Source organism: Enterococcus sp. 7F3_DIV0205 (assembly GCF_002141365.2).
GTDB lineage: Bacteria > Bacillota > Bacilli > Lactobacillales > Enterococcaceae > Enterococcus_L > Enterococcus_L palustris.
In genome coordinates this window covers 1,996,139-2,012,824 of the sequence record NZ_CP147244.1, presented here as the reverse complement: position 1 = coordinate 2,012,824, position 16,686 = coordinate 1,996,139, and the positions used below count along the sequence as shown (strand labels likewise).

14 protein-coding genes are annotated in these 16,686 nt (G+C 36.8%); 8 read left to right on the top strand and 6 right to left on the bottom strand.

Annotated elements, in window-relative coordinates; translation table 11 throughout:
- The first annotated feature begins 17 nt into the window (after positions 1 to 17).
- Positions 18 to 1,082: a C45 family autoproteolytic acyltransferase/hydolase gene (locus A5821_RS09600; RefSeq protein WP_086314360.1), complete on the top strand. Its 1,065-nt coding sequence runs from the start codon at positions 18 to 20 to the stop codon at positions 1,080 to 1,082.
- Positions 1,083 to 1,108: 26 nt separating this feature from the next.
- Here the strand turns inward: A5821_RS09600 and A5821_RS09595 are convergent, their stop codons facing one another.
- Genes A5821_RS09595 through A5821_RS09585 form a run of 3 tightly spaced genes read right to left on the bottom strand, consistent with a single transcriptional unit; the run spans position 1,109 to position 5,314 of the window.
- Positions 1,109 to 3,304, bottom strand: coding sequence for a transglutaminaseTgpA domain-containing protein (locus A5821_RS09595; RefSeq protein WP_086314359.1), 2,196 nt, complete (start codon positions 3,302 to 3,304; stop codon positions 1,109 to 1,111).
- On the bottom strand, positions 3,294 to 4,370 hold the full coding sequence (locus A5821_RS09590) for a DUF58 domain-containing protein (protein WP_086314358.1): 1,077 nt from the start codon (positions 4,368 to 4,370) through the stop codon (positions 3,294 to 3,296). Before A5821_RS09590 ends, A5821_RS09595 begins: the two co-directional genes overlap by 11 nt.
- 2 nt (positions 4,371 to 4,372) lie before the next feature.
- A complete protein-coding gene (locus tag A5821_RS09585) occupies positions 4,373 to 5,314 on the bottom strand; it encodes an AAA family ATPase (protein ID WP_086314357.1) in 942 nt (313 codons plus the stop codon).
- A gap of 415 nt (positions 5,315 to 5,729) precedes the next feature.
- Here A5821_RS09585 and A5821_RS09580 point away from each other — a divergent pair, with 415 nt between their 5' ends.
- Together A5821_RS09580 and A5821_RS09575 are read left to right on the top strand one after the other, a co-directional pair.
- The gene (locus A5821_RS09580; RefSeq protein ID WP_086314356.1) at positions 5,730 to 7,223 is read left to right on the top strand and encodes a MucBP domain-containing protein; all 1,494 of its coding nucleotides are present in this window, start codon (positions 5,730 to 5,732) and stop codon (positions 7,221 to 7,223) included.
- A gap of 148 nt (positions 7,224 to 7,371) precedes the next feature.
- Positions 7,372 to 8,436 (top strand): zinc-binding alcohol dehydrogenase family protein, encoded by a 1,065-nt coding sequence (locus A5821_RS09575; protein ID WP_086314355.1) that lies wholly within the window; start codon positions 7,372 to 7,374, stop codon positions 8,434 to 8,436.
- 118 nt (positions 8,437 to 8,554) lie between these two features.
- On the opposite strand, the gene A5821_RS09570 is transcribed toward A5821_RS09575, so the two are convergent.
- Complete coding sequence (locus A5821_RS09570; RefSeq protein ID WP_086314354.1) at positions 8,555 to 10,519, bottom strand: MucBP domain-containing protein; 1,965 nt, start codon at positions 10,517 to 10,519, stop codon at positions 8,555 to 8,557.
- Positions 10,520 to 10,853: 334 nt separating this feature from the next.
- On the opposite strand from A5821_RS09570, the gene queG reads away from it, so the two are divergent.
- Positions 10,854 to 11,999, top strand: a complete 1,146-nt coding sequence (gene queG, locus A5821_RS09565; protein WP_086314353.1) for a tRNA epoxyqueuosine(34) reductase QueG — start codon at positions 10,854 to 10,856, stop codon at positions 11,997 to 11,999.
- An 87-nt stretch (positions 12,000 to 12,086) separates the two neighbouring features.
- Here queG and A5821_RS09560 read toward each other — a convergent pair whose 3' ends face one another.
- Positions 12,087 to 12,386: a hypothetical protein gene (locus A5821_RS09560; protein ID WP_086314352.1), complete on the bottom strand. Its 300-nt coding sequence runs from the start codon at positions 12,384 to 12,386 to the stop codon at positions 12,087 to 12,089.
- 238 nt (positions 12,387 to 12,624) lie between these two features.
- Between A5821_RS09560 and A5821_RS09555 the strand changes: the two genes are divergently transcribed.
- Genes A5821_RS09555 through A5821_RS09545 form a run of 3 tightly spaced genes read left to right on the top strand, consistent with a single transcriptional unit; the run spans position 12,625 to position 14,720 of the window.
- On the top strand, positions 12,625 to 13,326 hold the full coding sequence (locus A5821_RS09555; protein WP_086314351.1) for an NAD-dependent protein deacylase: 702 nt from the start codon (positions 12,625 to 12,627) through the stop codon (positions 13,324 to 13,326).
- A 16-nt stretch (positions 13,327 to 13,342) separates the two neighbouring features.
- Entirely contained in the window at positions 13,343 to 14,182 is an 840-nt protein-coding gene (locus tag A5821_RS09550) for a chorismate mutase (protein ID WP_086314350.1), read from the top strand.
- A gap of 19 nt (positions 14,183 to 14,201) precedes the next feature.
- Entirely contained in the window at positions 14,202 to 14,720 is a 519-nt protein-coding gene (locus A5821_RS09545) for a transcription repressor NadR (RefSeq protein ID WP_086314349.1), read from the top strand.
- A 64-nt stretch (positions 14,721 to 14,784) separates the two neighbouring features.
- Here the strand turns inward: A5821_RS09545 and A5821_RS09540 are convergent, their stop codons facing one another.
- Positions 14,785 to 15,765: an L-lactate dehydrogenase gene (locus A5821_RS09540; RefSeq protein ID WP_086314348.1), complete on the bottom strand. Its 981-nt coding sequence runs from the start codon at positions 15,763 to 15,765 to the stop codon at positions 14,785 to 14,787.
- 349 nt (positions 15,766 to 16,114) lie between these two features.
- Here A5821_RS09540 and pth point away from each other — a divergent pair, with 349 nt between their 5' ends.
- Entirely contained in the window at positions 16,115 to 16,681 is a 567-nt protein-coding gene (gene pth / locus A5821_RS09535) for an aminoacyl-tRNA hydrolase (RefSeq protein ID WP_086314347.1), read from the top strand.
- Positions 16,682 to 16,686: the final 5 nt, after the last annotated feature.

Sequence of the window (16,686 nt, the reverse complement as noted above, 5' to 3'; positions counted from 1 at the left end):
GAAAAGGCGGGGAGTAAATGATTCATCGTTATATAGAAGTAACAGGATCGGCATTTGAACGTGGAGTCCAAATCGGTGAAGTGCTAAAAATGCAGATTGAAACAAACTTGTCTAGTCAAAAATTATTTTACAACGATCCAACTGAGATCATAACCAAATGGTTGGATAAGGCTCAGACCTATCTTGAATATACAGAAAAATTTGCACCAGATGTGGTTGCTGAAATGCGTGGCGTTGCGAAAGGCAGTGACTTAGCTTTTGAAGAAATATTATATCTATATACAGTTTATGAACGATCGTTTTTTGATGAGTTGATCAGTGACAAATGTACGTCATTTGCAGCGGCAGGAAATGCTACTTTTGATGGTTCTGTGATCTGTGGGCAAACAAATGATGAGCGTCTTGATGAGTATCGATCTGAAGTCGATTGTGTTGTGCATCATCGTGATAGTGAATCTGATTTTGAATCACTGATTTATAGTCATCCAGGTATTCCAGCTTATATGGGAATGAACAATTATGGCTTAGCTGTTATGTGGACATATATCGATAATGGTCAGCGTCAAAACGGTGTACCTACAGCTGGTATAATTAGAGAGTTGATCAACAAGAAAAGTCTCAAAGAGGCACGCGACTATCTTTACAGTATCCCTCATGCAGTACCAAATCAATTTAGCTTATCTCATGCTAATGAAGGAATCGCAAGTTTTGAATGTTTTCCAAATAAAATTTACGAACACGAGCCGGCAGATGTAATGATCCATGCAAATCATAATAGTATTGCACTGGAAGAACCAGAAGAAGGCGGTTCTAAGACATCCCATTCCCGTTTCGAAGCGATGGAGGCGATCGTAAGTGAAAATTACGGAATTATCGATGCACAACGAGGGAAACAGTTTTTGGCTAATCATCGTAATTTTCCCAAAAGTGTCTGTAATCATCCATCACCAGAACATCCATTATCTAAATCATTAGCTTCGATGGTTTTTGATTTAGGCAAAGGGGAAATGCATCTAGCTTTTGGGAATGCTTGTGAACAACCATTTCATACCTACCGATTCAATCAATGGTTCGGTCAATAAAAAAAGAGTCCGAAACAAAACTGATTTTAGTTTTGTTTCGGCTCTTTTTTACTGTAAGTATTTCTTTTTAAATTTGTTAACAAACGTGCCGTATGCATCAATAATCCAGCATAATCAGCTTTTTTAGGCTGAATACCGCCATAAAAAGTACACTCATATAATTCTGTCAGCTGAATAAAACTACCATGGAATTGAGGATAATCTTTCTCGAATCGTTTTGCGTAAATAGTTAAAGTTTCATTTGTTTGCCGACATAAAATCCGCTCTGATTTGCGTAATATTATACTGTAGGCATGAGTGAATCGATCAGGATAAAGACTTAAATAGAGCCTAAAATGCAGCAGGAAAAAGTACCTTTTCAACAAGAAACTAAAAACTGCTAGCAAAATAATAGCTAAGGCAAATGCTATCTTAGGTAAAACTGGAAGCCATTTAATAAGCACCGAATTTTGATTGTCTTCTTTAGTTGAGCTTTCTGTAGTAGTAGAAGCGGCTTCTGTTGTTTCTTTTGTTTCAGCAGTAAGGAGTGATTCACTACTATTATTTACAGGTTTACTCTCTGAGGTAGAATTACTGGTTGCAGTAGATTGACGAATATCGTTTGTAAAACCAGGTGTCGGTTCAAAAGGAATCCATCCATATCCTTGGAAGTAAACTTCAGGCCAGGAGTGAGCGTCACTATTTTTGATAGTATATTCTTGATATTCGGCGTCTTTATTGCTCGTAATGCTGCCAGAAGAAAAGCCTTTTGCCCAACGACTAGGGATTCCGATCGAACGAAGCAAGAGAATCATTGCACTAGAAAAATTATCACAATAACCGATTTTTGACTCAAAAAGAAAATGATCGACATAATCTTCATTTGGTGGAGTGAAGGGTGTATCGATTTTTGAATAGCGATAATTGCCTTCTTGTTTGAGATAGCGCTCGATTGCTTTGACCTTGCCTAAAAGAGTTTCTTGATTTTCTGTTAATGAAACAGCCAGTTTCTGAACACGTTCTGGTGTCGTCATAGGAACTTGAGTCATTTGAATATCTTGGGAAATCGCATAAGGCACTTGTTGCATTTCTTCTTGTGTAAAGCTCGGTTTTGTCCAAGTGAGATTGATTTTTTCTGATGGAGTTACAAGGTTGATACGTTCTTTTTCTTTGATTTGTTCTGTCCGACCGATCTCGTTAAATGGAATTGAGATATTTCCGTACGGATAAGGCAAATACTCTGTAGCTTCCATGAATGATAATGTAATCGTAGTGTCAGCGCCTAAATGACCCTGATATTCTGGATTTGTTGAGATGCTCAGTGGCTGTTCATCAGAAACAGAAACAACTTCAGACGTATTTTTCCAGCCTTTTCCAGTAAAATAGTTTTTAGTTTCCACTCGCCAATAGTGCCCGCTTGTTTGCTTGGCAGTAAACAGAATAGTTTGATCGTCTGAAATCGGACCGCCTAGTTGCGCATCATTTTGACTAAAGCCTGTTCTAGATGCGGTACTTGAACCATAGTCTGCGATTTGACGATAGATTCCTTGGTGATTCATATAATTACGGATGGGAGCCGTTTGAGTAAATAAAAAATTCTGAGCTTGAGGAAAGACCATTGGGAGTAGAAATGAGCTCCCTGCAACTAAAAATAAAATCAAGCCGCTCGATAGAAACAACGTCCTTTTTTCTTTTTTACTGGCAGTTGGCGGAGCATGCTTTAACCCATAAAAAAGAATGGCAAAAGCCGTGATCAAAATTACCTGAATCCCTAAATTCAAGTGATTAAAAACTGCCAGCATGAGTAAGTAACTAATAAGCAGTAGATACCCCATTATCCAACGTTCATAACGAATAAATAAACTATTTAAGATGATCAATAAAAACAAAATAATAGGTAAAGCAAAAAAATCAGGTAAATAATTGATTTCGCCACTAAGCATTTTAGGATAGCTTTGTAATAGTTTCTGAATAAAGCTAGCAAACCAAGTAATACCAAACGATTGCCCAGCTGGAAAATAATGATAAAGTGTAAACAAGTAACTAAGAATATAAAGAGGGAAAATGATTATATGTTTTTTAATAAGTAGTGTTAGACAACTAATCAGAGCAAGCATCCCTACAAAAAACAGCGTATTTTCTTGAGCTAAATCATAGACACTTAAAAAAGGTAAGCCAGCAGTTACGAGTATCAAAAAACTTAGTACTGCAAAAGCCAATTTTTCTTTTATCCTATTTTTCAAGAGTAAGACCTCCTTTAGGGAGAGAGCTGACTTGATCTTTCCAATGTAGACAGAGATCTTCACCCTCGAATGCAATTAAAAAGACCTCATTCTTTCTTTTTAAAGCAGTCAGTTGTTCTGAGAGTTGATTTGTTTTAGTTGTGGTAAAGATTACTAGTTTTTTATTGGTGAAATTTGGCAAAAGACATTCTTCTAACAACGGAGTCATTGCCGAAAATATATGCTCTTTCTGTATGGAATGAGGGAGATCTGCTAGGATTGTTTGCTGAAAAGATAGTTTATTTTCAACAAGGCTGATAAAGGAATAATAAATAGAGAGAAGTTCCTCAAATTTTTCATGCGACAAACCATAAAATAAGAAGTGCAGATCTGTTTCAACCTCATACTCGTATTCTTTAACGATCAATTCATTCCGTTTTCCAGACTGCTTCCAATCAACTGAATTGAAAGAGTCGCCTATTTGATAGGTGCGGAAATTTCGAATCGAGAAAGTTGGATTGCCAAAAGAGCTAGCAAAATTAGGTTTAGCTTGCAATAAATGTTTGTATATCTGTTCTGCTAAATCTAACTGTAGTACAGGCAGGACCACAAAAGGACCTGTTACTGTCGAGTTAGATTGCTTAGAAAAGATCTGAAATAAGTCAGAACTAATAAGAGCAAATGAAAGCTGTTGAAAGACTCCTCTTTGCGTAGGTCGCCACTCAAAAGTCAATTCCTGACGTTGACCAGAATAGCGTGATAAATATATTTTTTCAGCTGATAGATGATTTTTGAAAACGACCGTTAGCAGAGGTATTTTAAGCAGTGTTGGGCGGTGCCGAAAAATCTCGAGCTTCATTTTATTCGGTCGATTGACTTCATAGCGGCTACTCTCTAATAACTGAACTTGAATTTTTTTTAATGGTAGAATCAATATAAAGGCATCCCAAACAAACAGCATTGTCAAAAAGAAAAATAATACCCAACCGGTTGGGTTGTTGAATGTGATTGTGTATAGAAAAACAGCAAAGAAAAAAATAAAAATACTCAGAGCACGTATGAGGTTATTAACCATATATCGTTTCATAGCTATTTCCTGACTGGAACGGGTACACGCTTGAGAATTTGTTCCAGAATTTCTTGTAATTGTGCAGACGGCACTGTATAGCCGCCTTTTAATAACAGACGATGCCCGAATGTTGCTGGTAAAATTTGCTGTAAATCATGAGGTGTGACGTAATTTCTTCCTTCAGTCAAGGCAAATGCTTTAGCTGCTCGAATAAATGAAAGCGAGCCGCGAGGGCTGATCCCAAGAACGATCCCATCGTGATTTCGTGTTGCATGAACCAATTGCAACGCATATCTAGCAACAGCTGAATCAACGTAAATATCATCCACGATTCTTTTTAACTGACTGATTTCAGAAGAGGATAAAATTTGCTGAACGAGGTTCAATTCATTCCCTGTTTGGTTCATTAGTAGATTCAATTCATCTGTAAATTCAGGATATCCAATACTTAATTTAAATAAAAAACGGTCTAGCTGAGCTTCAGGTAATGGGTAAGTACCTTCATATTCAAGTGGATTTTGGGTTGCTAGAACAAAAAAATGATTGTCTAATGGGTATGTATGATTATCGATCGTTACATGTTTTTCCGACATTGCTTCTAACAAAGCAGCCTGAGTTCTCGGTGTGGTTCGATTGATTTCATCCGCTAATAAAACGGTTGTAAACACAGGTCCATGATGAAACTCAAACATTTGAGTTGCTGTATTGTAAACTGAAACACCTAAAATATCACTAGGAAGTAAATCTGGTGTAAATTGAATTCTATTAAATTGCCCGTGGGTTGCTTTTGCCAAGGTTTTGACCATCATTGTTTTCCCAACTCCAGGGATATCTTCAAATAAAACATGTCCACCAGCCAAGAAAGCGGTCACAGTCAACTGTAGGATATCGCGTTTTCCTAAAATAACTTTTTCCATTTCATCAATCAATAGAGTAATTTTTTTGTGGGCTGTTTCAAGCATATTGAGTAATCTCCTTATTGTAAAAGCTAAGCAAAAGGATTAGAAAATCAGTCTGCAAAGCTAGATAACATGTGTTTTCATTTTATTGTATAGATAACATACGTCCAGTGCAAGGTATCGTAAGATTTTCTTAATATAGTGAGTAAAAGTTTGGTGAACAAGGTTATGAATTTGAACCAAAAAAAAGATAGCTTTAATGAAATTGTGAAGACTTTAAAAATGCAATAACCATGCTGTGTTCAAAAGATAGGGCTTACAATTTCGATTTCGAAAAAGTGAGAAAATGATTGCAAAATTCTCATAAAATTTGTTGATGGGCGAAATATGTGAGAATTTTTGTGTCTAGGCTGTGATATGCTTAAATTTAAGAATGGGTGGAACATTCTTTTTAAACTAATTGAAAGAGGGAAGTAGAATGAAAAAATCATTAAAAGGGATTGTTTTAGCTTCACTGATCAGTACTCAAGTTTTAGCAGCACCTATCTCTGCTTTTGCAGTAACTGCTGAACCAACTGAAACTAGTGAGCAAGTTGGACCTCACACTGTTGAGGAGGCTGTTGGAGAAGTTGCGGCTTCAAATACAGCAGAAGAAACTTCAAAAGAATCAGTTATAGCTGAAGCACCTCAGTCAGAAGAACTGGCAGAGACAGATGTAGAAGAAAAAACTGAACTGCCTGTATCTGAAGAAGCACCAGAGGCTCCAATAACACCTACAGAAGAGACGCCTGTTACAAGTGCAAGTGAAGAAAAAAAACAAGCAGCTAGAGAGAAAATCGCTAGTGCACAAGCTGTCCTTGATGAGGGCACTTACATGGCAGAGACAACGATTCCATTAAGAGCAGCAATGGCTGCAGCAACAGCGTTATTGAGTGAAGAGGGAGTAACGGATGCCCAACTTGATGCTGCGATAGCTGAGATTGAGACAAGAGTCGCTGGTTTAGTTAAAGCGGAAGTTGAATTGAGTTTTGCAAGAAATTTAATAATGGCAATCGACGAAGCTACTCAGATCATCAATAATACAGATGACTTTAAGGATGTTTATACACCTGCATCTGTCGCTGCTAAAAAAGCTAATATTCAACAAGCAATTGATGAAGGAAAAATTATTTTGGCAGAAGTTGTTGATGCAAATGGGAAAATCATTCCAGATTTAGCTGTTAACAATAGACAGAGCATCGTCACAGCAGCAGATGCAATCATTGCTGCAATCCACGATGGTAATGGTTTAGTTCATAGAGGTCATTTAGCTGATATTTTATTAGAAGCTAGTCGACTAGAAGGAGCAAAAGTAGCTTCCGATGAGGATAAGGCAGATTTTGAAGCAGCACTCAAACAAGCAGCGCAGGCATACGACAATGCCTTGACTGACGCTGAGGCCGATGCGGCAGTGAGCGCTTTGAGAACTGCGATGGATAATTTGCGATTAGTAGTTGTTGTATCAGCGGTAGATGAAGAGGGACGTTTGATCATGAACCAAGCAGATACATCATTGAATGGACTATACAAAACAGCTTGGACGGTTGAGCCGCCAGTGATTGATGGATATGAGTATGTTTCTTCCAACAATGAACCACTTACAGTTGCTAGAACAGCGGGTCAATCAGTATCAGGAACGTTTGGGGACGGTACTAATGACTTGACATTTGTTTATAAAAGCGTTGACTCAGGGTTTGAGTTGCCGTATATGCCAGCACCAAAAGCTCCTGCTGACGACACTCGTGGACCAGGTATTATCGGTGTGGCAAATAATCTAGGTAATAATACACAAAATACTGCGAATAAAACTTACTATTCGAAAAACAAATTGCCTAAAACGGGTGAGCAAACAAACGCAATGGGAAGCTTTGGACTAATAGCAGTAGCCGCTAGTGCGTTAGCATTTTTCAAAAAAAGAAAGATCAAAGAGTAAGATACTCAATTGAGCAATAAGAAGTAAGCTATCAAAAAGAAGCGACGGTTATTTACCCTCGCTTCTTTTTTTGTATCTAAGACAAATAAATTTTAATCTTAAATGATTGGGTTCATACTAGTTATAAAAGTAAGTGGGGGAAATAACGATGAATGAAAAAAAAGAAATGAAAGCAATCGGCTTTTTTGAAGGATTACCCATTGAACATGAAGCTAGTTTCCTAGACGAATGGAAGAAGATTCCAATACCTGACCCCAAAGATCTTCTTGTAAAAGTCAAAGCGATTTCCGTAAACCCCATAGATACAAAGTTAAGACAAGTGGTGAAGAAACAAGAACAATTGCAAGTTCTAGGGTTTGATGCTGTTGGAGAGATTATTGCTATTGGTAAAGAGGTAAAAAAATTTACTATTGGGGATCGTGTGTATTATGCTGGAACAACTAAAAGAGCTGGGAGTAATCAAGAATTTCAATTAGTAAATGAAGGAATTGCGGCATTAGCTCCACGTAATTTAAGTGACGAAAAGGTAGCGGCGCTCCCATTAACATCGTTGACTGCTTATGAATTATTGTTTGAAAAATTCGGTCTGATGCCAAAAGAAAATGCGAATAAAGGGAAAACGATTTTAGTGATCAATGGAGCAGGTGGTGTGGGATCGATTTTGAATCAACTTGCGCATTGGGCTGGAATGACCGTCTATGCTACTTCTAGTCCAGCTAATTTTGACTGGCTAAAAAAAATGGGGGTAGATTATCCTCTCGACTACCATCAAGATCTTAAACAGAGTTTAGAAAAGCTAGGCGTTAAAAATGTTGACTATGTAGCAGTTCTATTCAATATTCTTCCGTACTATGAAATAATAGCTGAACTAATTAGCCCTTTTGGACATGTAGGAACAATCGTTGGTTTGGAGGAAGAACTAGATATCAGCCGTTTGAAAAATAAGTCTGTTAGCTTTGATTGGGAGTATATGTTTGCTAAAACAGATTTCGAGTATCAAATCAAAACCCAAGGAGAAGCACTAGCTTTGATCTCTCAACTGATAGAGCATGACAAGATAGAATCTACTCTAGGGAAAGCTTATACAACTGGAATCAATGCTGCAAACTTGAAAAAAGCTACAATAGCTATTGAGGCAGGTCATATGAGAGGGAAAGTCGTTGTCAGTGGACCGTTTAACGGAGATGTTAAGAACGATAATTCCGGCAACTAAGTGAGAAAACTCAAAATGAAATGAGTAAACCAAAATAACAGGAGCCCTAAACGCTAATTAGAAAATCTAACGTTTAAGGCTCCTGTTATTGATGAAAAACACTAAAGATTTATTTCTCTTATTTTTTCTTTTTTAAACTATACTGATAATTCACGAACCCAATCAAAGCAAGTCCAAAGAATAGCCAGATAAAGTTTGTTTGCTCACCCGTAGCAGGCAATTTCTTTTTGGTAGCTAGATTAGCACGAGTTGCTGTTGGCGATTGACTGTTATTGTTAGAATCGCTTGGCACTTGTTCAGTAGAATCCGTTGCTGTTTTATCAGATGTTTCTTTTTCAGTAGTGGAAGTAGTTGTTCCTGTTGTTTCAGTTGAATCAGTAGATGTGGATGGGTCTGTTTTATCGTCATCTTTCGTAAAAATATACGTTACTTCTTGGTCCTGTTCAGAGAATAAACCGCTAGTTGTTCCTTGTACTTCTTTAAAAGTGAAGCCTTTGATGACTGGTTTCTCTGTATTGAAAGTATCGCCAACGGTTCCAGTTAATACAAAGTCATCCTGAATCGTTTTATTATGAGTATCTACATAATGGACAATCACTTTACCTGTTGGTTCAATGATCGGTGCAGATATTTTTTTGTAAATAAATACGACAGTTTGCTCCTGATCGCTGAAAGTACCAGAGGGTTCACCTTGAGTTTCCACTAGCTCGTAATCAGGGATTGCTTGAACTGGAATGTCAAAAGATTGTCCAACTAAGCCTGAATAAGTTTCGCTATCTAGTAATTTGTTTCCGTCAGTATCTTGATAATGAATGGTTACAGGCTTTCCGTCATTAACAACGTTGAACTGGTGTAAATAAGTTCCGGATGAAATTGCATAGAAAGTAAAACCATCCGGCTGAGCATATGTTCCTGCTGGATTATTTAGACGAGCGTTATATTTAAAGCTAGAAAGATTTGCAAATTCATCTTTAGTCACGCCTAAAACAGTGATTCCTTGCTCCGTGATCTGTAAACGATTTGCAGGCAATTGTTCACCGTTAAAATCAAAATAAGTATTACTAGCAGAATTAGATGTTGTAAAGGGTGGAACGTAACCATCAAAGTTGGTCAATCGATTAGGCATCATCGAAAATGGAATAAATAAAGTTTCTTGATCAAAATCATAGTTTAAGGAAGAGCGGCCAATTGTTGTAGGCAGATCATTTCGTCCTGTATTTTGTCCAAACGCTGATAGATCACTCAGTGTAGGAAATTCATTGATAACAGTAAAATCTGTGATACCACAAAATTGTACAGAAAGTGATTTTAGATTAGGGAGTACTTTTAAAGGTTCAATGGTTGTAACATTTATATTAGAATCCATATAAATGCGTGTTAATGATGTTAACTGAGCAATTTTAGGCAAAATAGTGTTATCGATGCTAGTAGCGCCCAACCCTAGATTTGTAATCCCAGTGCTTTTGCTTAAATCAGGAAAGTTGTCACTGTTTAAACTTTTTGTTTGCAGTGTAACGAAAGTTAGAGAAGAGAGCTGTTCTAAAGGACTAAAATCAGTTATATTATTATTTGTATTAATATAGATAGAGCTTAGGTTTGTTGCATATTCCAATCCTGAAAGACTGCTGAGCTGAGCAGAATTTATAGAAAGATTGGTCAAACGTTCCATATCTGCTGCAGTTAAATCGCTATTTGCAGGTAAACCTAATGTTGAAAGAATCGCTTGTTTCAAAATCGGGTCTGCAATAGTGAGTGTATCTACTTTGGGAGCAATCATAGTTGTTGCTTCTTCTTGTGCAACTGCAGTATCAGTTGTTGAAACGGTCGTTTCATGATCTGTTGCAGTAGACGATACTTCTTCTGAGATAGAGCTGTCTAAAGTTGTAGAAGATTCGACAGTTGCTTCTGTTGTCTCCGTACTTTCTTGCGAGTGAGATGAATTAGTTTGTTCAGTTTCGGTTGCTGTATCTTCCGCGAAAACAAAAGACGGCGAGAGAAAAGTCGGGGCTAAAAGAGCAAACAGCATGATTATGTGGAGCGATTTTTTCTTATGTACTGATGGTACATTAGTTCTGTGTTTCATATGTATTTCCTCCGTATTCAAAATAAAGTGTGTGATGACAATAAAAGAATAGTGTCACAAACTCATTTTATCATAAAAATGTGTATAATATTTAAAAAATATTTAAAAAAAGTGAAATTTTAATTATAAAATACGAATAAATGATGATAGATGAGGTTTTTCAATCTATTTAAAATTTGATAAATATTAATTTTTTTGAAAAATAATAATAGGAGTGCAAGAGGAAATAGACGACAATAGTTAAATGAGTAGATTATAATGGAATAATCTAGCGAATGAGGAGAAGAGTGTATCTTTGGTTTTCATTCAGCTTTTAAGATGAGGAGTATATAGAATGACTTTAAAACAAAAAATCATTGCAGAAAGCAAACGCTTAGGAATCGACAAAATTGGCTTTGCGTCAGCTGAGCCTTTTTATGAATTAGAGGATTCCTTGAAAGAACAAAGAGAAAAAGGGTTTAACTCTGGGTTTGAACATCAAGTGATCGAAGAACGGATTTATCCAGAAAAAACATTTGAAAATCCCAAAACGATTATTTCCATTGCCCTAGCATATCCAACTAAAATTGAAGGGAAAGTTCCTCGAGATGAAAAAAGAGGAATGTTTGCAAGAGCTTCTTGGGGAATTGATTATCATGATGTTTTACGCGATCGATTAAGTAAATTGATCGATTTTATTCAATCACAAGCTGAAAACCTAGAAGAAACAGAAAGTTGGCGTTTTGCCCCTCAAGTAGATACGGGGGAATTGGTTGATGTAGCTGTTGCACAACGGGCAGGACTAGGGTTTATCGGAAGAAATGGGTTGTTGATTACAGAAGAGTTTGGTTCTTTTGTTTATCTAGGTGAGATTGTTACAAATATTGATTTTGAACTGGATAAACCTGTTCCTTTTGGCTGCGGTGATTGTACACGTTGTGTTACAGCGTGTCCCACACAAGCGCTTCTAGGAAATGGTAGTATGAATGCTAAAAAATGTTTATCTTATCAAACTCAAACGAAAGATATGATGCCAGAAGAGTATCGAAAAAAAATGCATAATGTTATCTATGGCTGTGATATTTGCCAGTTAGTTTGTCCATATAACCGAGGAAAAGATTTTCATTTTCATAAAGAAATGGAACCGGAAGTTGATACTGTATATCCTAAGTTAAAGCCAATGCTGAGTCTGTCAAATAAAGAGTTTAAAGCTCAATTCGGACATCTTTCTGGATCATGGCGAGGGAAGAAACCATTGCAACGGAACGCTTTGATTGCACTAGCTAATTTGGGAGATCGCAGTGTGTTGCCAGAGATTTATGTGTGTGCAACAGAAGACGTACGTCCTGTGATCAGAGGGACAGCTATTTGGGCAATCGGAAAATTAGGAAATAAAGAAGCAGAAAAATGGTTAGGGATTTTATATGATTTATTGGAAGTAGAGCCGGAAGAAGAGGTACTTGAAGAAATCAGAAATGCCATCAAGCAATTAGAAAAATAAATGTAAAGTATAAAAAAGTTTCAAACTCATAGAAAAAGCACCGAAAAGAACTTCTTTTCGGTGCTTTTTGATAGTCAACTAGTAAAATTAAGCTTTTGCAGCTTCTTTTGGTTCGCGGCCTAAAATAGCTTGTAAGACTGTTAGAACACCATATGAAGCTAAAATTGTGTAAATCAAGCTTGAGTAAGTTAGGATATCGAAGTCCCACGTTTTGTAAATAACTAAAACAATTGCTAAAACAATACCTGCAAGAACGTTGAAGAATGCGAATGCCCATAGATTTCCGTTTTCTTTACGTGAAAGATAATAGATTGAAAACCATAAACTTAAAACACCCCAAGCGATGCAGACTAAAATAGCTGCCCAATAAATAAAAAATGCTACCACGAAGTTTCACCTCACTTTTATACATTAAGTATTCTATCACGTTCTCTTTTGTTTGTCATGAAAAGACAGTGAAAAAGCTAACATTCTTAAAAGCTTCTTACCTAGTTTTTAAGTGGGTATATTTTTAAGGTAGCTATAAAAATAGTGATGAAAAAATGAACTCTTCGGGAATTTATACGAATATATTTTCTATCAGGCGCTCATTTAGGCTATAATGAAACCATTAGGAGATGAAACTATGTTAGTGATCGATGGACAAAAAGCTGGAAACTTGATCAATGAAGCGCAAACGATCGTTTTTTTAACTGGTGCAGGGGTTTCGACAGCTTCTGGTGTACCAGATTATCGTTCTTTATCGGGTATTTATCATGGAATCGAGCGGCCAGAATATTTATTGAGCCAAACCTGTTTAGTGGAAGAGCCAGAAAAGTTTTATTCATTTGTACAGACCTTATATCATCTGGATGCTAAACCTAACACGATTCATTTAAAGATGGCAGAGCTTGAAAAAGTCAAAGACAGTTGGGTCATTTCTCAAAATATCGATGGGCTGCATTCAATAGCGGGAGGCCAGAATTTAGTAAACTTTCATGGGAATTTATATGATTGTTATTGTAGAAAATGTGGTCAGAAGATACTTGCTAAAACTTACTTGCAGTCTGATCATCATGAGTCGTGCGGTGGTCAGATTCGCCCTGACATCGTTTTGTATGAAGAAGGATTAGATGAACAAGCCATTGGTACGTCAATTGAGGTTATTGCTCAGGCAGAATTGATCGTTATCGTTGGAACTAGTTTTCAAGTTCATCCGTTTTGCGACTTGATTCATTATGCAGCAGATACAGCAAAAATTTTAGTGATCAATCAAACACCGATTCAACTAGACAGAGAAGCTTATTTTGTTCAAGAAGATGCACTAAAAATCTTTGAAACTATTTAGATAAAGGAGTTTTAATATGGAAGAAATGAAGTCAGAACGACAAAAAATGATCGATGGTGAGCTTTATTTTGCTGCAGATCCAGAATTAGTAACAGCTCGAAAATTTGCTAGAGAGCAAATGAAATTGATCAATAGAGAAGAAGACGAACAAGTTCGCCGTCAGTTGGTGGAAGAAACATTTGGTTCGACTGGAACAGGCAGTTATATCGAACCCACAATCAGCTTTGATTATGGATTTAATATCCATGTAGGCAAAAATTTTTATGCTAATTTTAATAGTATTTTCTTAGACATTTGTCCGATAACGATTGGTGATAACTGTATGTTTGGACCAAACGCTCAATTATATACAGCAACACATCCACTACATCCTGCTAAAAGAAATAGCGGATTAGAATATGGTAAACCAATTACTTTAGGTGATAATGTTTGGCTAGGCGGCGGTGTTGTAATCACACCTGGTGTTAAGTTGGGAGATAATGTAGTTGTTGCTGCAGGTGCTGTTGTAACAAAATCTTTTCCAGATAATTGTGTGATCGGAGGAAATCCTGCCAAAGTAATCAAAGAAATTGAATTGAATGAAAAACGTCCAGCGCTCACGATTCAACGAGATAAAATCAATACAATAGACAAACAAATCGTTGCATTATTAGAAGAACGCATGGATGTAGTTGAAGCGATCGCTATGATCAAAAAGACATCAGACACACCGATTTTAGATGTTTCAAGAGAACAAGAAGTATTAACAAAAATCGAAAGCTATGTTAACAATAATATGTATAAAGAAGTGATCAAAGAAACTTATCAGGGCATCATGGATGCTTCAAAACAATATCAGCAAAAGAAAATGAAGTAAGAAGGCAGGTGGAAGCTGAATGGACGGTGAAAAAAGACGAGAAATGATTTTGCTCCAATTAGAAGCAGCAGAGAAGCCAATCAGCGCTAGTCGTTTTGCGAAAGAGTTTAAAGTCAGCCGCCAGATAGTGGTGGGAGATGTGGCGCTGTTAAGAGCAGCTGGCTACGGAATAATTGCCACAGCTAGAGGCTATTTGCTTGAAGTTGAAAAGGACAAACAGGGAATTACGAGAAAAATTGCTTGCCAGCATAAGCCTGATCAAACAGAAGAAGAGCTTTCAATAATTGTCTCCTTAGGTGGGGAAATTGTCGATGTAGTCGTAGAGCATCCCATTTACGGAGAACTGACGGGCGGATTACATATCCATACAGAAAGAGAAGTAAAAGATTTCATAGAGGCTTACGAAAAAAGTCAAGCATCTTTGTTATCTGAGCTTACTGAGGGAATCCATCTGCATACAGTTCGCTGTGAAAATGAAGATATACTGGGACAAATTAAAAAAGCTTTGGCACAAAAAAATATTTTATATAAAGGATAGCTGAACTATTCTTTATATGTTATAAAAAAGAATCGCAACCAGTAGGCTGCGATTCTTTTTTAGATTAATTACTTTCAGCTTCAAATTTCTCAAATGCTGATTTAATGACTTCTTTCAAGGCATTAGCAGAAGCATTCATACGATCTTTTTCTGAATCTGTCAGTGGGATTTCAATGACTTGCTTGATTCCTTGACGGTTAATCACAGCTGGTGCGCCGATGTAGATATCGTTTTGTCCATATTCACCATCTAAGTAAACAGAAAGTGGGAAGACAGAATCTTCATCATCTAAGATTGCTTTAGTTATCCGAGCAAGAGCAGCAGCGATTCCGTAGAATGTTGCACCTTTTTTCTCAATGATCGAATAGGCGGCATCTCTTACATTGAAGAATAGATTGACCATCGCTTCTTCATCAACTTCTGGGTTATTTTTGACCCATTCATAGATTTGTAATCCAGCAACATTGGCATGTGACCAAACTGGAAATTCTGTATCGCCATGTTCGCCTAAAATATAAGCATGTACGTTACGGGCATCTACATCAACTAATTCCGCGATTGCTTGACGGAAACGAGCGGAATCTAATGAAGTTCCAGAGCCGATAACACGTTCCTTTGGAAATCCTGAGAATTTCCATGTAGAATAAGTTAAAATATCAACTGGATTAGCTGCAACTAAGAAAATACCGCTAAAACCAGAATCAACGATTGCAGTAACGATTTGTTTGTTGATCTTTAAGTTTTTATGAACTAAATCGATTCTTGTTTCGCCAGGTTTTTGTGCAGCGCCTGCGGTCAACACAACAAGGTCAGCATCGTGACAGTCATCATAAGTAGCTGCATAAATCTTTTTAGGGGAAGTAAACGCTAATGCATGAGATAAATCAGCAGCGTCTCCTTCGGTTTTCTTTGTATCTATATCAATAATACCAACTTCTTGAGCAATATTTTGAGTGACTAAGGCAAAAGCATAACTAGATCCGACAGCGCCATCTCCAACTAAAATTACTTTTTGGTGGTCTTTATTTCCAACTGCTGCAGTCATGTGTATCATTCCTTTCAGATAATTGTTTTATCACAATGATAATACCATCGTTTGTGATTTTTGTCACGTTTTTTGTTTTTTATATTAATACAGTTTTTAGGGGTGTTTCATAAGAAAACTCTTTCATGTGCGTTCTTTCACTATTTATGATCTTAGCAATTTTTTTCCTCTTAAAACGAGTAAATGAACCTTACGGGTTTTTTAAGAATTTAAAAGGGACGGCAAATACTTGTTTTATGGTATAATTATAAAAAAACTGGGCAAGGGATTCTCCTGCCCAGATATTTTGTGTTGGAGAATGAATAAATGGTGGTAAAAGAGCACCTCTTATTAAGGAGACTATAAATAAATGAAAATGATCGTCGGATTAGGTAATCCAGGAAGCAAATACCAAGAAACAAAACATAATATCGGTTTTATCACCGTTGATGAAATCGCTCATCGTTATAATGCAACGTTTAATAAAAGTCAATTTGAAGCGGATATCGCTGAATTTTTTATAGGAACAGAAAAAATCATGTTGGTCAAACCTCTTACATTTATGAATGAATCTGGTCGTTCAGTAGGTCCTTTAATGACCTATTATGGGATAGAAGATACGGAATTGATTGTTATTTATGATGACCTAGATTTAGAAATCGGCAAAATTCGTTTACGTGGAAAAGGGAGCGCTGGCGGACATAATGGTATGAAAAGCTTGATAGCACATCTAGGAACAAATGTGTTTCCAAGAATCAAGATTGGTATCGGTCGCCCAATTGGTAGCAACACAGTCGTTCATCATGTATTAACTGGTTTTCCTAAAGACCAGCATGAAGAGATTTTACTTGCAGTTAAAAATGCAGCAGATGCAGCGATCTATGCTTGTGAGGGACACACATTTGTTGACACAATGAATCAATTTAATGGGAAGTAATCAGA

Excerpts from the sequence above, each read along its gene's own strand:
- A5821_RS09600 (WP_086314360.1), top strand. The coding sequence starts at position 18 with ATGATTCATCGTTATATAGAAGTAACAGGATCGGCATTTGAACGTGGA.
- A5821_RS09590 (WP_086314358.1), bottom strand. The coding sequence starts at position 4,370 with ATGAAACGATATATGGTTAATAACCTCATACGTGCTCTGAGTATTTTT.
- A5821_RS09585 (WP_086314357.1), bottom strand. The coding sequence starts at position 5,314 with ATGCTTGAAACAGCCCACAAAAAAATTACTCTATTGATTGATGAAATG.
- A5821_RS09580 (WP_086314356.1), top strand. The coding sequence starts at position 5,730 with ATGAAAAAATCATTAAAAGGGATTGTTTTAGCTTCACTGATCAGTACT.
- A5821_RS09575 (WP_086314355.1), top strand. The coding sequence starts at position 7,372 with ATGAATGAAAAAAAAGAAATGAAAGCAATCGGCTTTTTTGAAGGATTA.
- A5821_RS09570 (WP_086314354.1), bottom strand. The coding sequence starts at position 10,519 with ATGAAACACAGAACTAATGTACCATCAGTACATAAGAAAAAATCGCTC.
- queG (WP_086314353.1), top strand. The coding sequence starts at position 10,854 with ATGACTTTAAAACAAAAAATCATTGCAGAAAGCAAACGCTTAGGAATC.
- A5821_RS09555 (WP_086314351.1), top strand. The coding sequence starts at position 12,625 with ATGTTAGTGATCGATGGACAAAAAGCTGGAAACTTGATCAATGAAGCG.
- A5821_RS09550 (WP_086314350.1), top strand. The coding sequence starts at position 13,343 with ATGGAAGAAATGAAGTCAGAACGACAAAAAATGATCGATGGTGAGCTT.
- A5821_RS09545 (WP_086314349.1), top strand. The coding sequence starts at position 14,202 with ATGGACGGTGAAAAAAGACGAGAAATGATTTTGCTCCAATTAGAAGCA.
- A5821_RS09540 (WP_086314348.1), bottom strand. The coding sequence starts at position 15,765 with ATGACTGCAGCAGTTGGAAATAAAGACCACCAAAAAGTAATTTTAGTT.
- pth (WP_086314347.1), top strand. The coding sequence starts at position 16,115 with ATGAAAATGATCGTCGGATTAGGTAATCCAGGAAGCAAATACCAAGAA.